This is a genomic window from Pseudoalteromonas sp. Xi13 (genome assembly GCF_003952205.1).
Classification (GTDB): domain Bacteria; phylum Pseudomonadota; class Gammaproteobacteria; order Enterobacterales; family Alteromonadaceae; genus Pseudoalteromonas; species Pseudoalteromonas atlantica.
Map to the genome: position 1 here is coordinate 1,730,453 of NZ_CP034439.1, position 25,690 is coordinate 1,756,142.

Consider the following 25,690-nt stretch of genomic DNA (forward strand, 5'->3'; position numbering starts at 1 on the left):
GCCTAGTTAGTTGCGATTGTAATGAGGTTTGGAATATGGATATATTAACCGCAATCGAGCAATGGATTGATGAGGTAAATCATAAATATAAATACAAACGGATGTGCTGTACTCAATTTGCATCACAGTTTGCAGGTTTTTACCCAACTGAATTTTTGGAAAATGCCTTTTATGTTGTAATCGATGAAATACCCAAGCCCGATTTTACTGCTTTACGTGCCATGGGGCTGGGTGATTTTATTGATATGAAAGTCAGCGGCATAACTTATAAAAATACTTACTACTTGTTGCCGACAAGTGTTGATAACTTGCGCGTACATTTTCATGAATTAGTGCATGTATTGCAGTGGCAAAATCTTGGTGCTTTAGCCTTTATAGAGCGCTATATGAATGAAATTAAGCACTTTGGTTATCACAATGCACCGCTTGAAATTATGGCTTATTCGCTCGATACTCACTTTATAAATTCAGGCGAGGAAATAAATGTGCCTGAGTATGTACTGGATGCATTATAAATTTTTTACAAGGAACAGAATATGGCTAATGTATGGTTATATTTTAGTGTATTAGCGCACTTTTAGTGCGTTAGCTAATTCATTTGAAGAAGACATAACTGCTGCATTAATACAGCGAACAACACACCAAGTTACGTATGATGGGAGTTATCGTTCAATAAGTTACCCAGGTGGTGACGTGCCAAGTAATATTGGTGTGTGTACCGATGTGATAATTCGTGCTTATCGCCAGTTAGGTATAGATTTACAACAGTTAGTACACGAAGACATGCGTGACAATTTTACTCTGTACCCCTCAAAGCGTATTTGGGGACTGACCAAACCCGATAAAAATATAGACCACCGCAGAGTGCCTAACTTACAAACCTACTTTAAAAGACAGGGTCGTGCGTTAGTATTATCTGATGGCCCTGAAGAGTATAAAACAGGTGATATAGTGACTTGGATGTTACCGGGTAACCTGCCACATATAGGGATGGTAGTTAATGAGCGTTCAGTACAAACTGGCAATCCATTAATTGTACATAACATTGGCCGCGGGGTAGAAAAAACCGATATGCTTTTTGATTATAAAATCATAGGGCATTACCGGTTTGAACCACAGCATTTGAATAAAACGCAGTAAATTTATTTTAAATTAATACTTATATTACCGTTTGGCTTACAGCAGCACAGCAGTATTTCCCCCTCGCGTACAAACGCTAAAGGCTCTTCGTTATAGTGCACTTGGCCAGAGACTAACGTGGCTCTGCACGCGCCACAATAGCCTTCGCGGCATTGATACGCTACGTCTATTTTTTGGTTTTCTAAGCAATGTAAAACAGAAGGGCAGCCAGTGCTAAATTCTATACACTGGCTGTTATCTGCAAGCGTTATACTTGCAGTGGGTTTGTCACTCATTATAAATCAAAGTCACCAAATTCTGAGGCATCTACTTGTGAGTCAATTTGACCTACAAGGTATGAGCTAATTTCAGCTTCTTGCGGTGCAACTTGCACGTTGTCAGACACAAGCCATGAGTTGATCCATGGAATCGGGTTACTGTTGTTTTCAAATTGCGCAGGCAGGCCAATGGCGGTCATACGTGCGTTAGTAATGTATTCAACATACTGACATAAAATGTGTTTGTTTAAACCAATCATAGAGCCATCTTTGAATAAGTACTCTGCCCATTCTTTTTCTTGCTCTGCGGCTTCAACAAACATTTTAATGGCTTCTTCACGGCACTGCGCGGCAACAATCGCCATTTCAGGGTCATCTTTACCATCTTGCATAATGTTTAAAATATGCTGCGTACCCGACAGGTGAAGCGCTTCATCACGTGCGATTAGCTTGATGATTTTAGCGTTACCTTCCATTAATTCACGCTCAGCAAAGGCAAACGAACACGCAAAGCTGACATAAAAACGAATGGCTTCAAGAATATTTACCGACATCATGGCAAGGTAAAGTTTCTTTTTAAGCTCAAATAAGCTAATTACAACGGTTTGACCGTTAATTTCGTGCTTGCCTTCGCCATACAGGTTATAAAGCGATACACCATTGATTAAATCATCGTAGTAGGTGGTGACCGCATCAGCACGTTCGCTAATTTTTTCGTTACTAACTATGTCATCAAAAATAAGTTCTGGTGACTGTGTAACGTTACGAATAATGTGGGTGTAAGAGCGACTGTGAATAGTTTCACTAAATGCCCATGTTTCTATCCATGTTTCTAGCTCAGGAATAGACACAATAGGAAGTAGGGCAACGTTTGGCGAGCGGCCTTGTACACTATCAAGCAGCGTTTGATATTTTAAGTTACTTAAAAATATGTGCTTTTCGTGCTCTGGTAATGCTTGAAAGTCTAAACGGTCTTTACTTACGTCTACTTCTTCTGGACGCCAAAAAAACGAAAGCTGCTTTTCAATCAATTTTTCAAAAATAGGGTATTTTTGTTGATCGTAACGCGAAACGTTAACGGTTTGGCCAAAAAACATTGGCTCTTGCATTTGATCATTATGGTTACGACTAAAAGTAGTATAAGACATGTCTATCACTCAAAAAACTATCAGGACAAAGCGGGCAAAGAGCCCGCTTTAAGTTTAACTATTAAATTTTACACGCGCCGCCTGCACAATCATCATCTTCCACTTCTGGAGTGTCGTCTTGTGCATCTGATGCGCCATCACGGGTGTTATGGTAGTAAAGTGTTTTAACACCAAGCTTGTATGCACCTAGTAAGTCTTTTAATAAGACTTTCATAGGTACTTTACCGCCTTCGTATTTATTTGGATCATAATTAGTATTGGCCGAAATAGTTTGGTCAATAAACTTTTGCATTATGCCCACTAACTGTAAGTAACCATCGTTTGATGGAATATCCCACAGTAGCTCGTAGTTATCTTTTAAGCGTTCGTACTCAGGAACTACTTGTTTTAAAATACCGTCTTTACTTGCTTTAACGCTAATGTGACCACGTGGTGGCTCAATACCGTTAGTTGCGTTAGAGATTTGCGACGATGTTTCTGAAGGCATTAATGCGCTAAGTGTTGAGTTACGCATGCCGTGCTCTTTAATGCTGGCACGTAACGAATCCCAATCTAAGTGCAGTGGCTCATCACAAATTTTATCTAAGTCACGTTTGTACGTATCAGTTGGCATAATACCTTGAGAGTACGTTGTTTCGTTAAACTTAGGACACGCGCCACGCTCTTTAGCCAGCTCGTTTGATGCCTTCATTAGGTAGTATTGAATTGCTTCAAACGTTTTGTGAGTCAATGCATTAGCACTGCCATCTGAGTAACGCTTACCATTTTTAGCAAGGTAGTAAGCGTAGTTAATTACGCCTATTCCTAACGTACGACGGCCCATAGTGGCATTACGTGCAGCCGGTACTGGGTAGTCTTGGAAATCAAGTAGGTTATCAAGTGCACGTACTGCAAGCTCTGCAAGCTCTTCAAGTTCATCAAGTGACTCAATAGCGCCTAGGTTAAATGCAGATAGCGTACAAAGTGCAATTTCACCTTCTTCATCGTTTACGTTATTTAACGGCTTAGTTGGCAATGCAATTTCTAAACATAAGTTAGATTGGCGAATTGGCGCCACTTTAGAAATAAACGGGCTGTGCGTATTACAGTGATCCACATTTTGTAAATAAATACGACCTGTGCTGGCACGCTCTTGTGCGAACATTGAGAAAAGCTCAATCGCTTTAATACGCTTTTTACGAATAGACTCGTCTTGCTCGTATTTTACGTATAACGCATCAAACTCGTCTTGGTCTTCAAAGAATGCATCGTAAAGGCCAGGCACATCTGATGGGCTAAATAACGTAATGTAGTCGTCTTTAATTAAACGAGAATACATTAGTTTATTAAACTGTACGCCGTAATCTAAATGACGAACACGGTTATCATCAACACCACGGTTATTTTTAAGTACCAGTAGGTTTTCTACTTCTAAATGCCAAAGCGGGTAGAATAACGTTGCAGCACCGCCACGTACGCCACCTTGCGAGCAGCTTTTAACCGCTGTTTGAAAGTGCTTATAAAAAGGAATACAACCTGTGTGGTACGCCTCGCCATTACGGATATGGCTACCTAAAGCACGAATACGGCCAGCGTTAATACCAATACCTGCACGTTGTGAAACGTACTTAACAATGGCAGATGATGTGGCGTTAATTGAATCAAGGCTGTCGCCACATTCAATAAGTACACACGAGCTAAACTGACGCGTAGGCGTACGCACACCCGACATAATTGGCGTAGGTAAAGAGATTTTAAACGTTGATACTGCATCGTAAAAACGTTTGATGTAGTCAGTACGCGTTTCGCGCGGGTAGTCAGAGAATAAACTCGCAGCCACTAAGATATATAAAAACTGAGCGCTTTCGTAAATTTCACCCGTTACGCGGTTTTGTACCAGGTATTTACCTTCAAGCTGCTTTACTGCTGCGTAGCTAAAGTTAAGATCGCGCGAATGATCAAGATAAGCATCTAGCTCATCAAGCTCTTGCTCTGTGTAATCAACGAGTAAATGAGCGTCGTAGCGTTTGTCTTCAACCATTTTTGTAACATGATCAAATAAACGTGGTGGCTCAAACTGGCCATACGCTTTTTTACGTAAGTGGAATACAGCTAAGCGGGCAGCTAAGTACTGGTAGTCTGGCGACTCTTTTGAAATTTGATCGGCTGCTGCTTTAATGATGGTTTCGTGAATGTCTTTTGTACGAATACCGTCGTAAAATTGAATGTGTGACTTTAATTCAACCTGTGAAACCGATACGTTGTTTAAACCTTCGGCGGCCCATTCAATAACGCGATGGATCTTATCAAGATCTAAAGGCTCTTTACGCCCGTCACGCTTGCTTACAGATAACTGTTGGTTCATAGCTTTGCCTGTATTCCTTGGGAATTGTGTATTTTGACCAATGCTTTATACCTCGCTAAAGCAAGGTACGTATTCATTTATTATAAGTTTCACCGTATTGGCGAATTTAATTGAATAACATTTGGCCACAATATCTGGTGTTGTTCAATTTAGAGATCACAAGATAGTGTGGTCTGAGCTGATTTGCAAGGGACATAATTGCCCCTATTTGTGGATAACTTTGGGATAACGTATTTGTGTTAGTAGTCACTCACCTTCGAACAATCATTTAAGTTGAAATAGCTAAAAATCAACTAATGATCTGCTAAATTTATGCATTTTGAAAATAAATTTCGACTGCTTTTTTTATCAACAAGCTTTGCATAAAAACTAACACAATCACAATATATAGTGTTTAATAATTTACATGGCACTATATATGGTTAAAAGCATCAATAGGGCTGTGCCAGTCAAAATCGGCTTCCCAGCCCTTGGCCTCATCAATACTTGGTATATAGCCCCAAAGCGCTGTTGCTGTGTGCATACCTGCGGCTTTACCTGCTTCTATATCACGTTGAGCATCACCTATGTATAAGCAACGTTTAGGATCTACGTTCATCAGTTTTGTACAGTGTAGTAAGGGTAAAGGTGATGGTTTAGCCTCGGTGAGGGTATCGCCACTGATCACAACGTGTGCATTTTTTAAAGCGGGTATAGCAGCCACTAATGGATCGGTTAAAAACCCTGGCTTATTAGTCATTATTCCCCATTTTATACCTTGGTTATCAAGGGCTATGAGTAATGACTCTATGCCTTCAAAGCAGCGGGTGTGTGTCGCTAGGTTTTGGCTGTAGTGGCTGACTAATTGTTTTATTCGTTCAGTTTGTGGTTGCGATGCCCATTGCGCTTTAAAGCCAAGTTCAAGCAATGCGCCGGCGCCATTAGACGCTACTTTTCTATAAGCCTCAGGCGTAACTTGCGCAACACCTTCACTTTTAAGTACAGCATTTAAAGCAGCACCTAAATCGTCTGCTGTATCAAGCAAGGTGCCATCTAAATCAAATAAGAAAGCGTCGTACTCAAAAGGAGTTAAGGGGGTATGAGAGCTAGCCATTATGCTAACTTCTCAAAATGAAGAATGTAATTAACACTCACATCTGTATTTAATGAATACTGCTTAGAAAGCGGGTTGTAGCCCAGGCCAGCACTGGCACGTACTTTTAAACCGGCTTGTTCAGCCCATGCAATAAGTTGTGCAGGTTTGATAAATTTGTTGTGATCGTGTGTGCCCTCAGGCACCATTTTTAACAGCTTTTCAGCACCTACAATAGCAAACAAGTAAGCTTTAGGCGTTTTATTTAGGGTTGAGAAAAACACATCAGCCCCTGGCTTGGCAAGCTCTGCGACTGCATGAATAATAGAAGCAGGGTCAGGTACATGCTCTAGCATTTCCATACAGGTTATTACATCAAAGCGAGCAGGGTGCTGGGTTGCAAATTCTTCTGCAGGTACTTTTATATAGTCAACATTTACACCGGTTTCTAGGCTATGAAGCTTTGCTACGGTGAGTGGCTCTTGCCCCATGTCTATACCGGTTACATGTGCGCCCATGCGTGCCATGCTTTCGCTAAGAATGCCGCCACCACAGCCTACATCGAGTGTTTCTTTATCAAATAAGCCTTGGGTTTTGTTAGCCACAAAGTCTAATCGTAATGGGTTAATTTCGTGAAGAGGTTTAAACTCTCCGTCTTGGTCCCACCATCGCTCTGCAATGGCTTCAAATTTTGCTATTTCTGCGTTATCTACATTTTGATGTTCGGTCATAAAATACTTCCTCGTCAATCTGAGGCCATTATATAGGGCTAAATTGATAAATCGCAAAGTTTTGCGCCTGTAAATTTAAATTAATTGTGATAGCATGGTCGCTTAGAAATAATAACAAATACTCTTGGCGCCTAATACCGGGTTGCTAAGAGCTGATACTGAAGGAATGTGATATCAAATGACTGATCTCGCCAATGAAATTCTGCCAGTCAATATTGAAGACGAGTTAAAAAACTCCTACCTTGATTACGCAATGAGCGTAATTGTAGGACGTGCATTACCAGACGTACGTGATGGTTTAAAACCTGTTCACCGCCGCGTTTTGTTTGCAATGAACGAGCTTAGTAATGACTGGAATAAGCCTTACAAAAAATCGGCCCGTGTGGTCGGTGACGTAATCGGTAAATACCATCCACACGGCGACAGTGCAGTTTATGACACCATCGTGCGTATGGCACAGCCATTCTCACTACGTTATATGCTTGTAGATGGCCAAGGTAACTTCGGTTCGGTTGATGGTGATTCAGCAGCGGCAATGCGTTATACAGAAGTACGTATGGCAAAAATGTCGCATGAGTTATTAGCCGATCTTGAAAAAGAAACGGTTGATTTCGTTCCTAACTACGACGGTACCGAACAAATTCCTGACGTTTTACCAACCAAAGTGCCTAACTTACTTGTTAACGGTTCTTCAGGTATTGCGGTAGGTATGGCAACAAACATTCCACCACATAACTTAACTGAAGTGGTTAATGGTTGTTTAGCGCTTATTCAAAACCCTGATTTAACGATTCATGAATTAATGGATTACATTCCGGGTCCTGATTTCCCAACGGCTGCCATTATTAATGGTAAAAAAGGCATTGAAGATGCTTATTTAACCGGCCGTGGTAAAGTGTACATGCGTGCACGCGCCGACATCGAAACCGATGAAAAAACAGGCCGCGAAACCATTATCGTGCACGAAATTCCTTATCAGGTTAACAAAGCACGCTTAATTGAAAAAATTGCTGAGCTTGTTAAAGATAAAAAAATTGAAGGCATTAGCGCACTACGTGATGAATCAGATAAAGACGGTATGCGTATCGTTATTGAGATCAAACGTGGTGATGTAGGTGAAGTTATCCTCAACAACTTATATTCACAAACTCAGTTACAAACTGTGTTTGGTATGAATATGGTTGCATTAATTAACAACCAACCTAAGTGTTTCAACTTAAAAGAAATGCTTGAAGAGTTTGTTATTCACCGCCGTGAAGTGGTTACACGCCGTACCGTATTTGATTTACGTAAAGCGCGCGACCGTGCTCATACCCTTGAAGGTTTAGCAATTGCGCTTGCCAACATCGACCCAATTATTGAGTTAATTCGTAAATCGCCAACCCCAGCTGAGGCTAAAGTAGCCTTAACAGCTCGCCCATGGGATTTAGGTAACGTACAAGCTATGCTTGAAAAAGCAGGCGAAGACAACGTAGCACGCCCAGATTGGCTGGCAAGTGAGCTGGGTATTCGCGATGGTCAGTACTATATTTCTGAGCAGCAAGCACAAGCAATTCTTGATTTACGTTTACACAAACTAACCGGTCTTGAGCATGAAAAAATCTTAGCAGAGTACCAATCGCTGTTAGATTTAATTGCTGAGCTACTACACATTTTAGGTAGCCCTGAGCGTTTAATGGAAGTTATTCGTGATGAGCTAGTTGAAATTAAAGAGCAATATGGTGATGAGCGTCGTACAGAAATTAACGCGGCAGCGCACGATATTAGCCTTGAAGATTTAATTAACGAAGAAGATGTTGTTGTGACCCTGTCGCACGAAGGTTACGTTAAGTATCAGGCATTGTCTGATTACGAAGCGCAGCGCCGTGGTGGTAAAGGTAAGTCAGCAACGAAGATGAAAGATGAAGATTTCATCGAGCGTCTTTTAGTGGCTAATACCCACGATACCATTTTATGTTTCTCTACTGCGGGTCGTTTGTACTGGCTTAAAGTATACCAGTTACCACTGGCTAGTCGCGCCGCTCGCGGTAAGCCGATTGTTAACTTACTACCACTTGAAGATGATGAACGCATTACTGCTATCTTACCTGTACGCGAGTACGAAGAAGATAAATACATTTTCATGGCAACTGCATTTGGTACTGTGAAGAAAACACCACTAACGGCATACAGCCGTCAACGTGCAAGCGGTATTATTGCGGTAAACCTTAACGAAGGCGATAGCCTAATTGGGGTTGATATTACCGACGGTAGCAACGAAATTATGTTGTTTACTGATGCAGGTAAAGTGGTACGCTTTAAAGAAGCGGAAGAGTCTGCTGTTGTTGATGAAAACGGCAACCCGGTACTTGACGAAGAAGGCAACCCTGAAATTCGTTTCAAAGGTGTTCGCCCTATGGGTCGTACTGCTACCGGTGTTCGTGGTATTAAGATGGCCGACGACCAACGCGTAGTGTCGTTAATTGTGCCTAAGTCTGACGGTGCTATTTTAACTGTGACTGAAAATGGTTACGGTAAACGTACTCAACTTGAAGATTACCCATCTAAGAGCCGTGCAACACAAGGTGTTGTATCTATTAAGGTGAGTGAGCGTAATGGCGCAGTAGTTGGGGCTGTACAAGTTGACGACAACGACGAAATAATGATTATTTCAAACCGTGGTACGCTAGTACGTACCCGCGTTAATGAAGTATCGACGGTTGGACGTAACACCCAAGGTGTTATTTTGATCAGAACTATTGACGAAGAGCAAGTAGTTGGTTTACAACGTATCGAAGAGATTGAAGTTACAGACAGTGACTTAGTTGATATTGAAGACGTTGAAACGGTTGATACAGTAAATGAAGAAGCAACGGATGATAATCCACCTTCTGAATAACTGAAATTGAAAAAGCGGCTAAGGCCGCTTTTTTTAATCATGTTGAAAAAAATTAATAATCCTTTTTTGTTTATCAAAAGAGTTTAAATTACTGGAATGAGGCAAAGGTAATGAGTAAATATAATTTTTGTGCGGGGCCAGCTATGCTTCCACAAGCTGTTATGCAAAAAGCACAAAAAGAATTTTTAGACTGGCAAGACTTAGGCGTATCTGTGATGGAAATAAGCCATCGTAGTAAAGATTTTTTAGCGCTTACTGCAAAATGCGAAGCCAGCCTTCGTCGTTTAATGAACATTAGCGATGAATTTGAAGTGTTATTTATGCACGGTGGTGGCCGCGGTCAATTTAGTGCTGTGCCTTTAAATTTACATCAAAATGGTAAAACAGCGGTTTACTGCGAGAACGGCGTTTGGTCTAAAAGTGCCACTGACGAAGCTAATAAATTTACTCAAACCCACTCAATCAACGTTAGAAATGACGCAAACGGGCTGTTTTCTATAAAAGAAGTGGCGCAGTGGGAGTTACCTGCAGATGCATCTTACATTCACTACTGCCCAAATGAAACGGTAGACGGATTAGAGATTTTTGATGTGCCTAGTCACCCAACAGCGCCTATTATTGCTGATATGTCATCGACTATTTTGTCGCGCGAAATTGACGTAAATAAATTTGATTTAATTTATGCTGGTGCACAAAAAAATATAGGTCCATCAGGTATAGCTATTGTTATTGTTCGCAAAACATTACTTGAGCGTGACGGTTTAGCTAAACCTGGCATTTTAGATTACGCACTTGAAGCAAAACAAGGCAGCATGTTTAATACACCGCCTACTTTTGCATGGTATTTAGCGGCCGAAGTATTTGAATGGCTAGAGCAAAACGGTGGCGTTAAGGCAATGGAAGCACAAAATATTGCTAAAGCTAAGCTGCTTTATGACTTTATTGATGAATCGCCTTTTTATACTAATAAAGTAGCGACGCATTGTCGTTCGCGTATGAATGTACCGTTTTGGCTAAACGATGAAAGTTTAAACGAAAAGTTTGTAACGCAATCTAAAGAAGCCGGCTTACTTGCCCTAGAAGGACACAGAATTGTAGGCGGTATGCGCGCAAGTATTTATAACGCAATGCCACTTGCAGGTGTGCAAGCCTTGGTTGACTTTATGGCGGCATTTGCACAGGAGCACAGCTAATGGAACAACTTCGTTTAGAGCCTATTTCTCGTGTTAATGGCAGTGTTACCTTACCAGGGTCTAAAAGCCTATCAAACCGTATTTTATTATTAGCAGCGCTGGCTCAAGGGACTACCGTTGTAGAAAACCTGTTAGATAGCGATGATATTCGCCATATGTTGGGTGCATTAAAACTACTAGGTGTTAACGTAACGCTTAATGATGATCGCACTGTGGCAACCGTAGAAGGGGTTGGCGGTGTGTTTCAAACCCCAAGTGAACCTTTATTTTTAGGCAATGCAGGTACTGCTTATCGTCCTTTAACCGCGGTACTCGCTGCTGTAGCTGGGGAGTATGAGCTTATAGGTGAGCCGCGAATGGAAGAGCGCCCTATAGGGCACTTGGTCGATGCGCTACAAGCACTTGGCGGCGATATTACCTACACAAAGCATAAAGACTACCCACCACTAAAAATAATTGGTGGGCAAATTAAAGGCGGTACTGTTGAAATTGATGGCAGTATTTCTAGCCAATTTTTAACAGCATTGCTAATGGCTGCCCCTTTATTTAGTGGTGATACGCAAATTACCATTAAGGGTACTTTGGTATCTAAGCCTTACATTGATATAACGTTAGATGTAATGGCGCGTTTTGGGGTGACTGTTGAGCACAGCGACTATACAACATTTAAAGTTAAAGGCGGCCAACAATACCAATCACTAGAGCGTATTATGGTGGAGGGTGATGCATCATCAGCGTCTTACTTTGTTGCGGCAGCGGCTATTGCCGGTGGCGAAATTGAAATTAAAGGCGTGGGCGCTAAATCAGTTCAAGGTGATATTGGTTTTGCTAAAGTGATGGAACAAGTTGGCGCTGAAATAAAATGGTATGACGAGCGTTTAGTTGTTCGTAAAGGTGAATTAAAAGGTGTAGATATTGACGCTAACGCTATCCCTGATGCGGCAATGACACTTGCTACGGTTGCTTTATTTGCTAAAGGGCCTACGGCTATTCGCAATATTTATAACTGGCGTGTAAAAGAAACCGACCGTTTATATGCTATGGCAACTGAACTTCGTAAAGTGGGTGCCAAGGTTGTAGAGGGTGAAGATTTTATCGAAATTACACCACCGAGTGCATTCAATGATGTGGCTATAGATACGTATGACGATCACCGTATAGCGATGTGTTTTGCAATGGTTGCCGTAGGCGGAAAGCCTATTACAATCAACGATCCTAAGTGTACATATAAAACTTTTCCAACCTTTTTCAAGGTTTTAGCATCAGTGAGTGAGTAGGCTTTTTATAAATAATTATAAAAAGTTACACACTAAAGCGGATCTATTTGCAGAAGTGACGTATAATATCGCGGTTTTATTTAGGTGTGCATTGCAGGAGGTTTTAAATGCAGGCGTTATTAATGCCCGTAATCACCGTTGATGGCCCAAGTGGTTCAGGTAAAGGAACTGTTTGTCGCTTGTTAGCCGACAAATTGGGGTGGGATGTATTGGATAGCGGCGCAATTTACCGTGTATTATCCCTTGCCGCACTTCATCACCAAATAGCATTAGACAACGAAGAAGCGCTTGTCCCGCTTGCTGCAAACTTAGATGTGCAGTTTTTGGTTGATAGCCAAACTAATGCTGGAAAAGTTATTTTAGAAGGCGAAGATGTAACCTCGACAATTCGTAATGAAGAGGTTGGGGCAGCTGCTTCAAAAGTGGCTGCATTACCGCGTGTACGTGAAGCGTTACTTCGACGCCAGCGTGCGTTTAAAACCGAACGGGGCTTAATTGCTGATGGCCGAGATATGGGCACCGTGGTTTTTCAAGACGCACCATTAAAAATATATTTAACCGCTAGTGCACAAGAACGCGCGCGCAGACGTTATGTTGAGTTGAATGAGCGCGGCCTTGATGTTACACTAAGTGGTCTATTACAGGACATTCAAGCTCGTGATGAGCGCGATATGAATCGCACCGTTGCGCCGCTTGTTCCTGCTGATGATGCAATTGAAATAGACACAAGCGAGCTTAATGCTCAGCAAGTGTTTGATAAAGTTATAACTTTAGTAGATATTGCTATCTCACAAGGCAAGCTTCCTAAACGAAGCTAAACACATTTTATGCACCAGCAGGACGCCAGTGCTATTTTAACAACCCCATGCAGCATGGTTGCTTATTGGTATTAATATATGAGACGTATATTCGTATGTCAGAAAATTTTGCGCAGTTATTTGAAGAAAGCTTAAAGGGTTTTGAAGCAGAGCAAGGCTCTATTGTTAAAGGTACAGTAATCTCTATCGAGAATAACATTGTACTTGTAGATGCTGGTCTTAAATCAGAAAGTGCTATCCCTGCAGAGCAGTTCAAAAATGCTGCTGGTGAACTAGAAGTTGCTGTAGGCGACGAAGTAGATGTTGCACTAGATGCAATCGAAGACGGTTTCGGTGAAACTATCCTTTCTCGTGAGAAAGCGAAGCGTCACGAAGCGTGGATCCGTCTTGAGAAAGCATGTGAAGAGCAAGAGACTGTTACTGGTGTTATCAACGGTAAAGTTAAAGGCGGTTTCACAGTTGAAGTTGATTCAATCCGTGCTTTCCTACCTGGTTCACTTGTTGATGTTCGTCCAGTACGTGACACAACTCACCTTGAAGGCAAAGAGCTTGAATTTAAAGTAATCAAGCTTGACCAAAAACGTAACAACGTTGTTGTTTCACGTCGTGCAGTTATCGAATCTGAAAACTCACAAGAACGTGAAGAGCTTCTTGCTAACCTTGTTGAAGGTCAAGAAGTTAAAGGTATCGTTAAGAACCTTACTGACTACGGTGCATTCGTTGACCTTGGTGGTGTTGATGGTCTACTACACATCACTGATATGGCGTGGAAGCGTGTTAAGCACCCTTCAGAAATCGTTAATGTTGGCGACGAAATCGCAGTTAAAGTTCTTAAATTCGACAAAGATAAAACTCGTGTATCTCTAGGCCTTAAACAGCTTGGCGAAGATCCATGGGCAGCTATCGCTGGTCGTTACCCAGAAGGTTCTAAGCTTTCTGGTCGTGTAACTAACCTTACTGATTACGGTTGCTTCGTAGAAATCGAAGAAGGCGTTGAAGGTCTAGTTCACGTTTCTGAAATGGATTGGACTAACAAGAACATCCACCCTTCAAAAGTTGTTTCACTAGGTGACACTGTTGAAGTTATGGTTCTTGAAATCGACGAAGAACGTCGTCGTATTTCTCTTGGTCTTAAGCAATGTATTGCTAATCCTTGGCAGGAATTTGCTCGTCTACAAAACAAAGGCGACCAAGTTACTGGTAAGATCAAATCAATCACTGACTTCGGTATCTTTATCGGTCTTGACGGTGGTATTGATGGTCTTGTACACCTTTCAGACATTTCTTGGAACACGCCTGGCGAAGAAGCTGTACGTGAATTCAAGAAAGGCGACGAAATCACTGCTATCGTATTGCAAGTTGACCCAGAGCGTGAACGTATCTCTCTAGGTGTTAAGCAAATCGAAGCTGACCCGTTCAATAACTACCTTGATGCAAACAAAAAAGGTGCTATTGTTAAAGGTAAAGTGACTGAAGTTGATGCGAAAGGCGCAACTGTAGAGCTTATCGAAGGCGTTGAAGGTTACATCCGTGTAGCTGATATCGCTCAAGAGCGCGTTGAAGATGCAACGACTGTTGCTTCTGTAGGCGACGAAATCGAAGCTAAATACGTTGGCGTTGATCGTAAGAACCGCACTTTAAGCTTATCTGTTAAAGCTCTTTTCGAAGCAGAAGAGAAAGAAGTACTAGAGAAGCTTAAGAAAGAAGAGCCAGTGTTTGAAAACGCAATGGCAGCTGCTTTCGCAAATGCACAAAAAGACTAATTACTAATTAGTTTTTAATTGGAAGGGCAGTTTTGCCCTTCCACTATTCTCTTTAAGGAAACGCTATGACTAAGTCAGAACTGATAGAAACACTTGCCGAACAGCACGCACACGTTCCAGTGAAAGATGTTGAAAATGCAGTAAAAGAAATTCTTGAACAAATGGCCGGCTCATTATCTACTTCCGATCGTATTGAGATCAGAGGTTTTGGTAGTTTCTCTTTGCATTACCGCGCTCCTCGCACAGGTCGTAATCCTAAGACTGGCGATACAGTAGAGCTTGATGGTAAGCATGTACCTCATTTTAAACCAGGCAAAGAATTACGCGACCGCGTAAACGAGAGTATTGCCTAGTTAACCAGTTGGAGTAGTTACTTGTTTAAGGTATTAAAAATTATTCTGGTTGTACTATGCCTATTTTGCGCATTTTTATTGGGTTCTCAAAATCCACAATTAGTACAAATCAATTATATTATTGCCAGTAATACCTTGCCACTCGCTGTAATTATAAGTATCTGCTTTATACTGGGTGTAATAATAGGGTGTTTTATTAGCTTTAAATTGTTTTCTAAATTAAAGTGGCAAAATTACCGCTTAAAAAAACAATTAGGGCCAGAAAAAAATAATAGTAAGCTTATTGCTAATAAAGACACCTAATCATGATTGAGCTTTTGTTTTTACTACTGCCTGTTGCTGCCGGTTATGGCTGGATTATGGGCAAAAATAGTGCAAAAAACCAAGCTCATCAACTCAATCGTCAAATCACTTCTGAATACAGTAAAGGCCTAAAGTTTTTACTAGACAGAGAAGAAGATCAGGGCTTAGAGCACCTAATAAACCTATTAGAAGTGGCTGCTGACTCTGTTGACCACTACTCAACCCTTGCTACCATGTTTCGCCGAAGAGGTGAGCTTGACCGCGCAATAAAAATTCATGAACTCCTTTTAAAACACCCAAGTTTAAATGAACAACAAGCCGCAGCTAGCCGTCTAGAATTAGCCGAAGATTATATTATGGCCGGCTTATTAGACGGTGCAGAAGAGCATTTAGTGTGGCTTGTTAAGGCTGGGCATGAACAAGCACTTGACCCAATTATTACTTTATACTCGCAAACCCGAGAGTGGGAAAAGGGCATAAATATGTTCGAAGCCCATAGTGAGTTATTTGTTAAAGAGCAGCATTTTAAAGCAATTGCTAATTTTTACAGTGAAGCTGCCTTAAGCGAAAATAAACCGCAATTAATGAATAAAGCCATCAGCTTAAATTACAAAGCGGTTCGCCCTTTATACGAATTAGGCTTATCGGCTTACACTAGTGAAGACTACGTAAAAGCAATTTACTATTGGCGTGAACTCGTTTGCCAATTTACGTTATTTGCGCCTTTGTTTATTGACCAGCTTGCACATAGTTATAAGCAGTTAAATTTAACACATCAGTTTCATGATTTATTATGTGACTTGCTCGATAAAGGTGGGGTGCTAATAAAAATAAAACATTGCCAAGCACTGTTAGAGCAGGGAAATACTAAACAGGCATTTGAGTTTTTAACCGACAGCTTAAAACGTCAGCCTACAATTCGAGGTTTTAGCTTTTTACTACAGCTAATGGGTGATAAAAATCCAAATACCAAAGAAGTACTTGATGAAATTGATAAGCTAGTTACGTCGTATATAGCTACAAAACCAGACTTTCAATGCCAACATTGTGGTTTTACAAGCCACACTATTTATTGGAACTGCCCATCTTGTAAACATTGGGAAACCATTGTGCCAAGTAGAGGCCTAGACGGATTTTAATAACCCCCAACTATTTATAACTTTACTGCCATTCATTAGGATAGTTATGTCTTTAGAAGATACAAAAAAAGTTCTTATTGCCCTAGATTACGATTCACAAGACGCGGCTCTTAATTTTGTAAAAAAACTCTCACCAGATACGTGTCGCTTAAAAGTAGGCAAAGAAATGTTTACTTATTTTGGCCCTGCATTCGTTAAACAGTTAATCGATTTAGGCTTTGACGTATTTTTAGATTTAAAATTCCATGATATCCCTAATACAGTGGCAAAAGCGGTCACCGCAGCGGCTAATATGGGCGTTTGGATGGTAAACGTTCATGCATCAGGTGGTTTTGAAATGATGAATAAGGCAAAGCAGGCACTTGAAAAGTTTGGTGATAAAGCACCTTTATTAATTGCAGTGACAGTGCTAACCAGCATGGACGAAGCTGAACTAAAGCGTTTGGGTGTTGAAAAATCAGCGCAAGAACAAGTTATTCATTTAGCTAAATTAACAAAAGAAGCAGGGCTTGATGGCGTAGTATGTTCTGCCCAAGAAGCGAAAGCGCTAAAAGCGCAATTAGGTAGCGAGTTTAAGCTAGTTACTCCTGGCATTCGCCCTGCTGGTAGCGATGTGGGCGACCAAAAACGCATTATGACACCTAAGCAAGCTATTGAAGCGGGTAGCGATTACTTAGTGATTGGTAGACCGATCACACAATCGTCAGATCCGGTACAAACTTTAGCCGATGTTAATAAATCACTAGTTTAAGTTAACAAAAAGCAATTATTTAGTGCTAAACCCCTTTTATGAATACATTTTTATGCTACATTAGTACTAAGAATGCAGTAAGGGGTTTATTTTGAAGTTAATTTTTGGATCTATTTTAATTGTTGTTGCAGGTTTTTCAGTAAATAAATATGTTTTTTCTAGTAAAGCTTATGATGGAGTAGCGACGATTACTGACTTAGTCGCAAATTACCCTGTCGATTTATTTGAATTTAAGCAAACCATGCATGGCTACGCACACCACTTATGCTATAAAAATGAAGAGCGCTTAACGCGCCAAAACGTAACTACGTCAGATTGCATTTCAAATCACGACGACAAACAAAGTGAATGTGAAAATAAAGTATTTAGGTTGGCGCCACTAAGCTTAGAAACCAAAGCTGAGATACTTGATTATTCAAAGCAATATACAGAATGTACGTTGCCGTATAAGAGTATTATGGGCTAATGCCTATTAGTAATTCCCTTATTATTTTTGAAGGGTAAACCTAGTATTAGCTTTGTTTAAAACTTTCATTTACGCGAAGGTGAGGGCAGAGAATAGGGCAATATAAGTGCCGTTAGTGATAAGAGCTAAATAACGTTTTTTATTCATCAAAACGTTATATGACCTTTGAACAATCATTTAATTAAACTATTTAGAAACGTTTTAACTATAAGCGCCAACATAATGTTAGCGCTTATAAAAAGTGTACAACTATTTTAAGCGGATAGATTTGGCTTCTATGTCTATCAAGCCTTGCTTAAATAAACCACCAATGGCTTTTTTGTAGTTAGCTTTACTGGTTGAAAATACTTTTTTGATAAGCTCAGGATCAGATTTATCACCAATGGCTAGTATGCCGCCTTCGTTTTTAAGCTTTTCCATTATTTTATCGCCAAGTTCACTTACTTTACCCATGCCTGGCTTTTCAAGTATAACGTCGATTTTTCCGTCTTCACGTACTTTTTGAACAAACCCTTTAAGCTTTTGCCCTACAAATAAGTTTTTAAATACCATGTTGTAAAACACAACACCAAAGTGAGACTCTTCAATAAGCACTTTGTAGCCAATATCTGTTTTACCAGCAACAATTAAATCAACTTCTTGAAGATGTGTGTACTCAGGCTCATCTTTTGATAAAAAGCGATTAAAGTTGCTTGATGCGCAAATACGTTGGCTCGCATTATCTAAATATAAGCGAACTAAGTAAGAATGACCTTCTTGCATACGTGGTTTTTGCTCGTTAAATGGAGCTAAAACATCTTTCTCAAGACCCCAATCTAAAAAAGCGCCGATGCTATTTATTTCTTTAACACGAAGCAGTGCGTATTCACCTACTTGGGCATGGGGTTTTTTTACTGTTGCTGTAGGTAAATTGGCGTTATCTAAAAAGATAAAAACGCTTATGCTATCGCCAGCTTCAAGTTCATCTTTAATTTCGTGTTTTGGTAAAAACACTTCCCCTAAATCGTGGCCATCAAGGTAAGCACCTTCATTGCTCACTTCTTTTACAAATAAGGTTTGTGTTGTTCCTAGGTAACTCATAATTATTCCTGCTCAGGCTTTTTTTTACGGCGCATTGGTGAATTGCCATCAATGTTCATTGGGGCTTTTATAGGTGCTGCTGGTTTTTTAGGTTTTGCCTTGCGTTTTACTTGCGGCTTTTTCACCTGTGCAACTTTTTTTGTTTTTACAGCGGCTGCTGCAGGCTTTTTCTCTTTTATACCTTTAAATTTAGCTTTAAGGCCATCAACGCTTGCAAAAGCCAGCTCGTCGTTCAAAAACGACTTAATAGCTAAGTAGCTTGCCCAGTCTTTAGGGCCTACTAGCGATAATGCATTACCTTTAAATCCGGCGCGGCCTGTACGACCTATACGGTGTACATACTCTTCAGCGTGTTTTGGTAAATCAAAATTGATTACATGCGTTACACTTAATAAGTCCAATCCTCGCGAAGCAACATCAGTGGTGATCAAAATTTTAAAGTTTTCGCGGCTAAACGAGTCCATGATCTCAAGGCGTTTGCTCTGTGTTAAATCGCCAGCTAAAGCCACCGATTTAAAACCTTTTGCATTTAATGCTTCACTTAAACGGCTGGTATCGGCACGGGTTGCTGTAAATATAATACATTGGCCAACATCATCTTGTTTTAAAAAATGCTCAAGTAACGCTTCTTTATGATCAAGGTGATCGGCCAAATAGAGTGTTTGTTTAATATCACTGTGTTGCTCGTTAGCGGCGCTCAGTGTAATTTGTTTTGGCTTTTTTAATAAATTACGCGATAGGGCATCGACTTGAGCGTGATCTAGTGTCGCTGAAAACAACAATGTTTGGCGCAAGCGATGATTAGCTTGCTCGTTAATCATTTTCAGCTGTTCAGTAAAGCCTAAGTCTAAAATACGGTCGGCTTCATCAAAAATTAATAGCTCTAACCCACTTAATTGTAATGAGCGTTTTGTGATGTGATCGGCCAAACGCCCAGGGGTTGCTACAACAAAGTGCGGGTCGTTACGAAGGGCTTTAATTTGATCGTTAAAGTTCTCGCCACCGAGTATTTTTACAGCTTTAATGTTTGTGCCCGCAATTAATAAACGCAATTGCGTAAATACTTGCGTTGCAAGCTCACGGGTTGGTGCAACGATGAGGACACGTGGATCGCGTTTACTGAGCGCTTTTTGTTTCATAACTCGCTGAACAGCAGGTAATAAAAACGCTAATGTTTTGCCCGACCCAGTTTTAGACTGAGCAAAAATGTCATGCCCTGCAAGTGCGGTAGGCACTGCATGTGCTTGAATATCTGTGGGCTGGGTGATCCCTTGATGTGCTAATTGTGTTTCAAGGCGAGTATCAATCCCAAGATCAGTAAAGTGCAAAGTCGTGTTCTCCAATGTGCAACTTAAATTAATGGCCGCATTATAGCTTACACAAGGGTTATGCCGACAGTAAAAACCATTCTAACGCGCTATTTTTTGCAATTAATTATAAAAAGCGTAAAATACGCGCCCCATATGCGCCGGATTTACGATTCGGTAAACGCCACTTAAGGCTATCAAAGCAAAATAGGAAGTAAAATGACTGCTGTTCATAAAGATGATGTAACAAACGAGCACTTTGTAGTGTGTGCAATGTACAAATTTGTAGGTTTGCCAAATTTTGAAGCGCTACGTAAACCTCTTTTAGATGTGATGGAAGCAAACGAAGTACGCGGTACTTTATTGCTTGCGGCTGAAGGTATTAACGGTACTGTATCAGCTAAGCGCGAAGGAATAGATAACTTACTTGCGTGGTTAGACACACAAGAAAACCTAAAAGACATAGTGACTAAAGAATCATTCGATGATGAATGCCCGTTTTACCGCACTAAAGTAAAGCTAAAAAACGAAATTGTTACTATGGGCGTTGAAGGGGTTGACCCACTAAAAGTAGTGGGAAGCTATGTTAAGCCTAAAGACTGGAATGCATTAATATCAGACCCTGAAGTGATTTTGATTGATACACGTAACGATTACGAAATTGAAATTGGCACTTTTCAAAATGCAGTCGATCCTAATACCAAAACTTTCCGAGAGTTCCCTCAATGGGCTAAAGAAAATTTAGACCCAGAAAAACACAAAAAAGTAGCCATGTTTTGTACCGGTGGTATTCGCTGCGAAAAATCAACGGCTTACATGAAAGAGCAAGGGTTTGATGAAGTTTACCACCTTGAAGGCGGTATTTTAAAATACCTAGAAGAAGTGCCAAAAGAAGAAACAATGTGGGAAGGTGAGTGTTTTGTTTTTGATAATCGTGTAGCAGTAAATCATGATTTACAAAAAGGCTCTTACGATCAATGTCATGCGTGCCGTATGCCGATTACAGAAGAAGAAAAGCAAAAGCCAGAATACATGGAAGGTGTTTCGTGCCATCACTGTATTGATAATGTAACCGATGAGCAGCGTGCTCGTTTTGCTGAGCGTCAAAAGCAAATAGAATTAGCACAAGCACGTGGTGAAGGGCACATTGGTAATGAAGCGCAAGTGGTTTTACAACAACGTAAAGAAGCTAAAAAAGCACAAAAAGAAGCCCAGCGTGGTAAATAATCTTTAACTACCTATTATCTACATAGCCCAGTTTATACTGGGCTTTTTTATTTATATAGCCACTTTTTAGTTTAATCCTGCCTGTATTTGTATAAATGCTCAGCCTTTAGGCGCCTTTTTCAAAAATTAATTGGTATTACCAATTTAATTTCATCTTATAGTTTTGCTAATTTATCGTTCTATCCTACCTATTGATCAATCAGCTGTTAGACTTCGTAAGGTAATGGAAATAATAATTAATTAAGGTGTTACTTTGAAATCGCAAAACTTTTTAATCGCTGTGCTCAGTTCGCTGCTGTTTTTCAGCCTTCCTGCAAAGAGCGCGAACGTTGTTGTACAAAAAATTGCCCTCGAAAGTGCTAAACAACAAGTGCAAGCGGTAGGAAATACAGAGGCAATTCATTCGGTTGTAATGTACCCCGCAGTAGGCGATAGAGTCACAGGCGTTTTTTTTAAGCCAGGTGATAAAGTAAAAAAAGGCGATACTTTACTCGAACTTGATTCTCGTAGGCAAAAAGCAGCGCTTGATGAGGCTAAAATTAAACTTGCCGACACCCAGCGAATACTAAAACGATTAGAACAAAGTCAGGCCAAAGGCGCAGTGCCTAAAAGCGATGTTGATGATGCTAAAACCGTTGTAGAGCTTGCCAAAGTCACCCTTATACAGGCTCAAACTGAGCTTGAAGACAGAAAAGTAATTGCGCCGATAAATGGCATTATGGGTTTAACAGATATTGAGGTAGGCGATAGAATAACCGAGCTAACCCCCATCGCCACAATAGATGACACAACAAGCTTGTACATAAATTTTAACGCACCGGAGTCGGCTATCAGTATGCTGCGAAATAAAAGCAGCTTAATTGTGTTTCCTTGGCAATCAGACACTGCCATTAACGCTGATATTGCCTATTTAGACTCACGCGTAGACCCACAAACCCGTACTTTACGTGTTAAAGCCAAGCTAAATAATGAAAAACAACAATTTTTACCTGGTATGAGCTTTAGAGTACATATTGAAGTGTTAGGCGAGCATTTTGCTGCAGTTCCTGAGGCTGCATTACTGTGGGGGGCAACAGGCCCGTATGTATGGACCAGCGTTGATAAAAAAGCCACACGTGTTGATGTAAAAATAGAGCAGCGCTTGGCGGGGCGATTATTGGTTTCTGGGTCGTTAAATAAAGGCGATATTTTAGTAATTGAAGGGGTACAACGCTTACGTGCAGGCCAAGAGCTAAGCTTTAATTTACCCGCGCAAGATACGCAGGAGTAGGTATGAAACAGCAACCTATGATGCAAGACTTACCCTCAATGGCGATTCGCCGCCCAGTACTTATTGTGGTGCTTAACTTATTAATTATTATTGCAGGTATTGCCGCTATTGCGGGTGTTGAAGTAAGAGAGCTTCCTGATGTAGATAGACCACGTATTACGGTTTCGGCGCCATTTCCTGGTGGCTCGCCTGAGACCGTTGATACCGAAGTAACCAGCAAATTAGAAGGCGCAGTAGCGCGTGTAAGTGGCGTTAAATCGATACGCGCACAAAGTGAAGAGGGAAATGCACGTATTGTGGTCGAATTTAGACCAGGCATAAATTTAGATGACGCCGCGAATGAAACGCGTGAGTCTGTTGCACGTGTAGAGCGAGACCTTCCAGAGGAAGTAGAGCGTGTTTCTATCATTAAGGCCGACAACGACGCCGAAGCAGTTGTATCTCTGACTGTTTCAAGTGAAAGTTTATCGCTTGAAGCACTTACCGAGCGGGTAAATGTTGACTTAGCGCCGCAATTTTTAACTATTCCAGGTGTCGCAGATGTTCGCTTAAACGGAGATAGAGAACGCGTATTAAGAGTACGAATAGACCCGCTAAAACTAAGTAGCTTTAATTTAACAGTGCCCGATGTAGCACAAGTGCTTAGCCAAGCGCCGTTTGATGTGCCAGCAGGGAGTTTAAAGTCAAACGATCAGCAAATTATTGTACGTGCCGATGCAACCTCTATTACTCCAGAGCAAGTTGGCGATATCATAATACAAGGCGATACCCGAATTAGTGATATTGCGGCTGTGTATTTTGGCCCTGCCGATCCGCGCTCTATGGTAAGGCTAAATGGTAAGCCCGTTATTGGTATGGAAATTATTCGACAAGCACAATCAAATACAATTGAAATATCAGATGAAGTGCTCAAGCTTATTACAAGTATGCAAACACGCTTTCCAGAAATGGAATTTACACTTACCTCCGATGACGCACAATTTATAAGAAGCTCAGTAGATGAAGTAATTTACTCTTTATTACTTACAGTATTGTTAGTGGTTGTGACTTTGTGGGTATTTATTGGCTCTTGGCGCGCCACTTTAGTGCCTGCTTTTGCTATTCCTGTTGCCTTAATAGGTTCTTTAGCACTTATATGGGCACTGGGTTTTTCAATAAATATTTTAACCTTGTTGGCGCTTGTATTAGCCACTGGCTTAATTGTTGATGATGCCATAGTAGTAAGTGAAAATATTCAGCGCCAGCGGGGGCTAGGTTTAGGGCGTCGGGCAGCTGCTGTAATAGGCACGCGCGAGGTATTTTTTGCTGTTGTAGCAACCACGGCTGTACTTGCTGCTGTATTTATACCTATTGCGTTTTTACCTTCTACTGCCGGTCGCTTATTTAGAGAGTTTGGTGGAGTACTTGCCGGTGCGGTAATTATATCAAGCTTTGTGGCACTTTCATTAGTGCCTGCTCTTACCTCCAAATTAAAGTTAAAGCACGGCGGTTTTCACCCATTTGCTAAACTAGGCCATTGGTTGGGTGGTATTTATACAAAAACAATTCATAAAGTGCTTAACCATGCGTGGCTTACGTTTGCGCTCTGTTTATTGGTTGCAGCAGGATCCGGAGCGTTGTACGCCAGTTTAGACAGTGAGCTTTTGCCCACAGAAGACCGAGGGAAAATTCGTATATTTGCACGTGGCCCAGATGGTGTAGGGCTAAACTTTATGGATAGGCAAGCGATAAAAATGGAAGATATTTTACTTCCGTTTGTCGATAGCGGCGAAATTGAGTCTATTTATACTGTGGTAGGCCAATGGGACCCTAATATTGTGTTTATTACTGTGCCATTAAAGCATTGGGATGAGCGCCATTTTAGCCAACAGGAAATTATTAATAAGATACGCCAGCCACTTGGCGATATTCCAGGAGCACCGGCTTACCCAGGTGGGGCTAATAGTTTAAATCTACGTGGTCAAGGGGGAGGCGTTGAAATAGCGTTGCTTGGGCAAGATTATTTGCAAATATTTAAAGCGGCTCAGCAGTTTTCTGCGGCATTAGAAAAAGCCGTTCCTGAGGTGGCACCTGTGCGTATTTCGTATCAGCCATCGCAACCACAACTTAGAGTAAATATAGACAGACGCCGTGCACAAGAGCTCGGTGTATCGCTAGACGACATTGCCATTACCTTGCGCGCAGCAATAAATGGCGACGACGTAGAAGATTTAAACATTGGCGATCAGTCTGTGCCAATTATGCTACAAGCGCAAAACCAAACCATAAACAGTCCAAGTGATTTGGCTAATTTATATATCAGAGCGGGTAATGGCAGTTTAGTACCATTAAGTAGTGTGGCCTATATTTCTGAAGAAGGCGTGGCTGCAGAGCTTGAGCGTCATGCCCAGCGCCGCTCAATAGAGCTCAGCATGGAGTTGCCAGAATCGTTAACCATTGCCGCTTTAGTAGAGCAAATAAAAACGGTGTCTGAGCAATCGTTAGAGCCAGGTATTGCACTTGCGTTTAAAGGCGAAGCGCTAACGTATGAAGAAACATCCAGTGAAGTACTTGTAACTTATGTACTTGCTTTTTTAATTGTATTTTTAGTATTGGCTGCTCAATTTGAAAATGTAAATAGTGCCATTGTGGTTATGATAACCGTTCCCTTTGGTATTACCTCGGCCATATTAGCGCTTTATTTAACCGGCACGTCGTTAAATATTTACTCTCAAATTGGTTTAGTGATGCTGATAGGCTTAATCGCTAAAAACGCAATTTTGCTTGTTGAATTTGCAGACCAATTACGCGATCAAGGTTTAACGGTCAGAAAAGCCGTCGAGCAAGCTGCGTTGGTACGTTTACGCCCAATTACGATGACCCTTATATCTACTCTACTTGGAGCATTGCCGTTAATTCTCTCTACAGGCGCAGGGGCTGAAGCCCGAAATGCAATTGGCTGGGTGGTGTTTGGCGGCTTAGCACTTGCGGTGTTGTTTACGCTTTATCTTACTCCGGTAATTTACTTGGGCTTAGCACGCTTTACCACGCCAAGGGGGGATGAATCTAAGCAGCTCGCACAAGAGCTTGAAAAAATAGACTAACCTTAAAGCCATGCCCAGCAACGTTTTTAAATTAAAAGTGTACTGGGCATGGTTATGGCTTGATTGGCACTACTTGTTTGTTAAGATAGC

At 41.1% G+C, this 25,690-nt stretch carries 21 protein-coding genes and 1 pseudogene; 15 read left to right on the top strand and 7 right to left on the bottom strand.

Annotated features, from left to right (window positions below; translation table 11 throughout):
• Positions 1-35: 35 nt before the first annotated feature.
• Both EJ103_RS07800 and EJ103_RS07805 read left to right on the top strand, forming a co-directional pair.
• Positions 36-515 carry a hypothetical protein gene (locus EJ103_RS07800; RefSeq protein ID WP_126006930.1) on the top strand — a complete coding sequence of 160 codons (480 nt, stop codon included), beginning with the start codon at positions 36-38 and terminating at the stop codon, positions 513-515.
• A gap of 64 nt (positions 516-579) precedes the next feature.
• Positions 580-1,140: pseudogene (locus tag EJ103_RS07805) on the top strand (DUF1287 domain-containing protein); the annotation flags it as partial.
• Positions 1,141-1,142: 2 nt separating this feature from the next.
• Here EJ103_RS07805 and yfaE read toward each other — a convergent pair.
• From yfaE to ubiG, 5 genes are all read right to left on the bottom strand, one after another.
• Complete coding sequence (gene yfaE, locus EJ103_RS07810; protein WP_004587862.1) at positions 1,143-1,415, bottom strand: class I ribonucleotide reductase maintenance protein YfaE; 273 nt, start codon at positions 1,413-1,415, stop codon at positions 1,143-1,145.
• Positions 1,415-2,545: a class Ia ribonucleoside-diphosphate reductase subunit beta gene (nrdB, locus tag EJ103_RS07815; protein ID WP_126006934.1), complete on the bottom strand. Its 1,131-nt coding sequence runs from the start codon at positions 2,543-2,545 to the stop codon at positions 1,415-1,417. The genes yfaE and nrdB overlap by 1 nt, the downstream gene beginning before the upstream one ends.
• Before the next feature lie 61 nt (positions 2,546-2,606).
• On the bottom strand, positions 2,607-4,889 hold the full coding sequence (gene nrdA / locus EJ103_RS07820; RefSeq protein ID WP_054982452.1) for a class 1a ribonucleoside-diphosphate reductase subunit alpha: 2,283 nt from the start codon (positions 4,887-4,889) through the stop codon (positions 2,607-2,609).
• 412 nt (positions 4,890-5,301) lie between these two features.
• A complete protein-coding gene (locus EJ103_RS07825; protein WP_126006936.1) occupies positions 5,302-5,982 on the bottom strand; it encodes an HAD-IA family hydrolase in 681 nt (226 codons plus the stop codon).
• Positions 5,982-6,692 carry a bifunctional 2-polyprenyl-6-hydroxyphenol methylase/3-demethylubiquinol 3-O-methyltransferase UbiG gene (gene ubiG / locus EJ103_RS07830; protein ID WP_004587866.1) on the bottom strand — a complete coding sequence of 237 codons (711 nt, stop codon included), beginning with the start codon at positions 6,690-6,692 and terminating at the stop codon, positions 5,982-5,984. The genes EJ103_RS07825 and ubiG overlap by 1 nt, the downstream gene beginning before the upstream one ends.
• Positions 6,693-6,870: 178 nt before the next feature.
• On the opposite strand from ubiG, the gene gyrA reads away from it, so the two are divergent.
• The 10 genes from gyrA (at position 6,871) to EJ103_RS07880 (ending at position 17,633) form a co-directional block, all read left to right on the top strand.
• The gene (gene gyrA / locus EJ103_RS07835; protein WP_024034094.1) at positions 6,871-9,570 is read left to right on the top strand and encodes a DNA topoisomerase (ATP-hydrolyzing) subunit A; all 2,700 of its coding nucleotides are present in this window, start codon (positions 6,871-6,873) and stop codon (positions 9,568-9,570) included.
• Between the two features lie 110 nt (positions 9,571-9,680).
• Entirely contained in the window at positions 9,681-10,763 is a 1,083-nt protein-coding gene (gene serC, locus EJ103_RS07840; RefSeq protein WP_126006938.1) for a 3-phosphoserine/phosphohydroxythreonine transaminase, read from the top strand.
• The gene (gene aroA, locus EJ103_RS07845; RefSeq protein WP_126006940.1) at positions 10,763-12,040 is read left to right on the top strand and encodes a 3-phosphoshikimate 1-carboxyvinyltransferase; all 1,278 of its coding nucleotides are present in this window, start codon (positions 10,763-10,765) and stop codon (positions 12,038-12,040) included. Before serC ends, aroA begins: the two co-directional genes overlap by 1 nt.
• Positions 12,041-12,147: 107 nt before the next feature.
• Complete coding sequence (gene cmk, locus EJ103_RS07850) at positions 12,148-12,858, top strand: (d)CMP kinase (protein ID WP_004587870.1); 711 nt, start codon at positions 12,148-12,150, stop codon at positions 12,856-12,858.
• A 95-nt stretch (positions 12,859-12,953) separates the two neighbouring features.
• A complete protein-coding gene (gene rpsA, locus EJ103_RS07855) occupies positions 12,954-14,621 on the top strand; it encodes a 30S ribosomal protein S1 (protein ID WP_004587871.1) in 1,668 nt (555 codons plus the stop codon).
• A 65-nt stretch (positions 14,622-14,686) separates the two neighbouring features.
• Positions 14,687-14,974, top strand: coding sequence for an integration host factor subunit beta (gene ihfB / locus EJ103_RS07860; protein WP_004587872.1), 288 nt, complete (start codon positions 14,687-14,689; stop codon positions 14,972-14,974).
• 21 nt (positions 14,975-14,995) lie between these two features.
• The gene (locus tag EJ103_RS07865; protein ID WP_064385448.1) at positions 14,996-15,277 is read left to right on the top strand and encodes a LapA family protein; all 282 of its coding nucleotides are present in this window, start codon (positions 14,996-14,998) and stop codon (positions 15,275-15,277) included.
• Between the two features lie 2 nt (positions 15,278-15,279).
• Positions 15,280-16,416 carry a lipopolysaccharide assembly protein LapB gene (gene lapB, locus EJ103_RS07870; protein ID WP_004587874.1) on the top strand — a complete coding sequence of 379 codons (1,137 nt, stop codon included), beginning with the start codon at positions 15,280-15,282 and terminating at the stop codon, positions 16,414-16,416.
• A gap of 46 nt (positions 16,417-16,462) precedes the next feature.
• On the top strand, positions 16,463-17,167 hold the full coding sequence (pyrF, locus tag EJ103_RS07875) for an orotidine-5'-phosphate decarboxylase (RefSeq protein ID WP_004587875.1): 705 nt from the start codon (positions 16,463-16,465) through the stop codon (positions 17,165-17,167).
• A 91-nt stretch (positions 17,168-17,258) separates the two neighbouring features.
• A complete protein-coding gene (locus tag EJ103_RS07880; protein ID WP_126006942.1) occupies positions 17,259-17,633 on the top strand; it encodes a hypothetical protein in 375 nt (124 codons plus the stop codon).
• A gap of 249 nt (positions 17,634-17,882) precedes the next feature.
• Here the strand turns inward: EJ103_RS07880 and EJ103_RS07885 are convergent, their stop codons facing one another.
• Both EJ103_RS07885 and EJ103_RS07890 read right to left on the bottom strand, forming a co-directional pair.
• Positions 17,883-18,713, bottom strand: coding sequence for a S1-like domain-containing RNA-binding protein (locus EJ103_RS07885; protein WP_054982457.1), 831 nt, complete (start codon positions 18,711-18,713; stop codon positions 17,883-17,885).
• A gap of 2 nt (positions 18,714-18,715) precedes the next feature.
• Positions 18,716-20,041, bottom strand: a complete 1,326-nt coding sequence (locus tag EJ103_RS07890) for a DEAD/DEAH box helicase (RefSeq protein ID WP_096041801.1) — start codon at positions 20,039-20,041, stop codon at positions 18,716-18,718.
• A 198-nt stretch (positions 20,042-20,239) separates the two neighbouring features.
• Between EJ103_RS07890 and EJ103_RS07895 the strand changes: the two genes are divergently transcribed.
• From EJ103_RS07895 to EJ103_RS07905, 3 genes are all read left to right on the top strand, one after another.
• Entirely contained in the window at positions 20,240-21,247 is a 1,008-nt protein-coding gene (locus tag EJ103_RS07895; RefSeq protein WP_126006944.1) for a rhodanese-related sulfurtransferase, read from the top strand.
• A 253-nt stretch (positions 21,248-21,500) separates the two neighbouring features.
• Positions 21,501-22,517, top strand: a complete 1,017-nt coding sequence (locus EJ103_RS07900) for an efflux RND transporter periplasmic adaptor subunit (RefSeq protein ID WP_126006946.1) — start codon at positions 21,501-21,503, stop codon at positions 22,515-22,517.
• A 2-nt stretch (positions 22,518-22,519) separates the two neighbouring features.
• Positions 22,520-25,600, top strand: coding sequence for an efflux RND transporter permease subunit (locus tag EJ103_RS07905; protein WP_126006948.1), 3,081 nt, complete (start codon positions 22,520-22,522; stop codon positions 25,598-25,600).
• Positions 25,601-25,690 lie beyond the last annotated feature (90 nt).

What these genes read in the sequence shown, in the direction of transcription:
- EJ103_RS07800 (WP_126006930.1), top strand. Translation starts at nt 36, where the DNA reads ATGGATATATTAACCGCAATCGAGCAATGGATTGATGAGGTAAATCAT.
- yfaE (WP_004587862.1), bottom strand. Translation starts at nt 1,415, where the DNA reads ATGAGTGACAAACCCACTGCAAGTATAACGCTTGCAGATAACAGCCAG.
- nrdB (WP_126006934.1), bottom strand. Translation starts at nt 2,545, where the DNA reads ATGTCTTATACTACTTTTAGTCGTAACCATAATGATCAAATGCAAGAG.
- nrdA (WP_054982452.1), bottom strand. Translation starts at nt 4,889, where the DNA reads ATGAACCAACAGTTATCTGTAAGCAAGCGTGACGGGCGTAAAGAGCCT.
- EJ103_RS07825 (WP_126006936.1), bottom strand. Translation starts at nt 5,982, where the DNA reads ATGGCTAGCTCTCATACCCCCTTAACTCCTTTTGAGTACGACGCTTTC.
- ubiG (WP_004587866.1), bottom strand. Translation starts at nt 6,692, where the DNA reads ATGACCGAACATCAAAATGTAGATAACGCAGAAATAGCAAAATTTGAA.
- gyrA (WP_024034094.1), top strand. Translation starts at nt 6,871, where the DNA reads ATGACTGATCTCGCCAATGAAATTCTGCCAGTCAATATTGAAGACGAG.
- serC (WP_126006938.1), top strand. Translation starts at nt 9,681, where the DNA reads ATGAGTAAATATAATTTTTGTGCGGGGCCAGCTATGCTTCCACAAGCT.
- aroA (WP_126006940.1), top strand. Translation starts at nt 10,763, where the DNA reads ATGGAACAACTTCGTTTAGAGCCTATTTCTCGTGTTAATGGCAGTGTT.
- cmk (WP_004587870.1), top strand. Translation starts at nt 12,148, where the DNA reads ATGCAGGCGTTATTAATGCCCGTAATCACCGTTGATGGCCCAAGTGGT.
- rpsA (WP_004587871.1), top strand. Translation starts at nt 12,954, where the DNA reads ATGTCAGAAAATTTTGCGCAGTTATTTGAAGAAAGCTTAAAGGGTTTT.
- ihfB (WP_004587872.1), top strand. Translation starts at nt 14,687, where the DNA reads ATGACTAAGTCAGAACTGATAGAAACACTTGCCGAACAGCACGCACAC.
- lapB (WP_004587874.1), top strand. Translation starts at nt 15,280, where the DNA reads ATGATTGAGCTTTTGTTTTTACTACTGCCTGTTGCTGCCGGTTATGGC.
- pyrF (WP_004587875.1), top strand. Translation starts at nt 16,463, where the DNA reads ATGTCTTTAGAAGATACAAAAAAAGTTCTTATTGCCCTAGATTACGAT.
- EJ103_RS07885 (WP_054982457.1), bottom strand. Translation starts at nt 18,713, where the DNA reads ATGAGTTACCTAGGAACAACACAAACCTTATTTGTAAAAGAAGTGAGC.
- EJ103_RS07895 (WP_126006944.1), top strand. Translation starts at nt 20,240, where the DNA reads ATGACTGCTGTTCATAAAGATGATGTAACAAACGAGCACTTTGTAGTG.
- EJ103_RS07905 (WP_126006948.1), top strand. Translation starts at nt 22,520, where the DNA reads ATGAAACAGCAACCTATGATGCAAGACTTACCCTCAATGGCGATTCGC.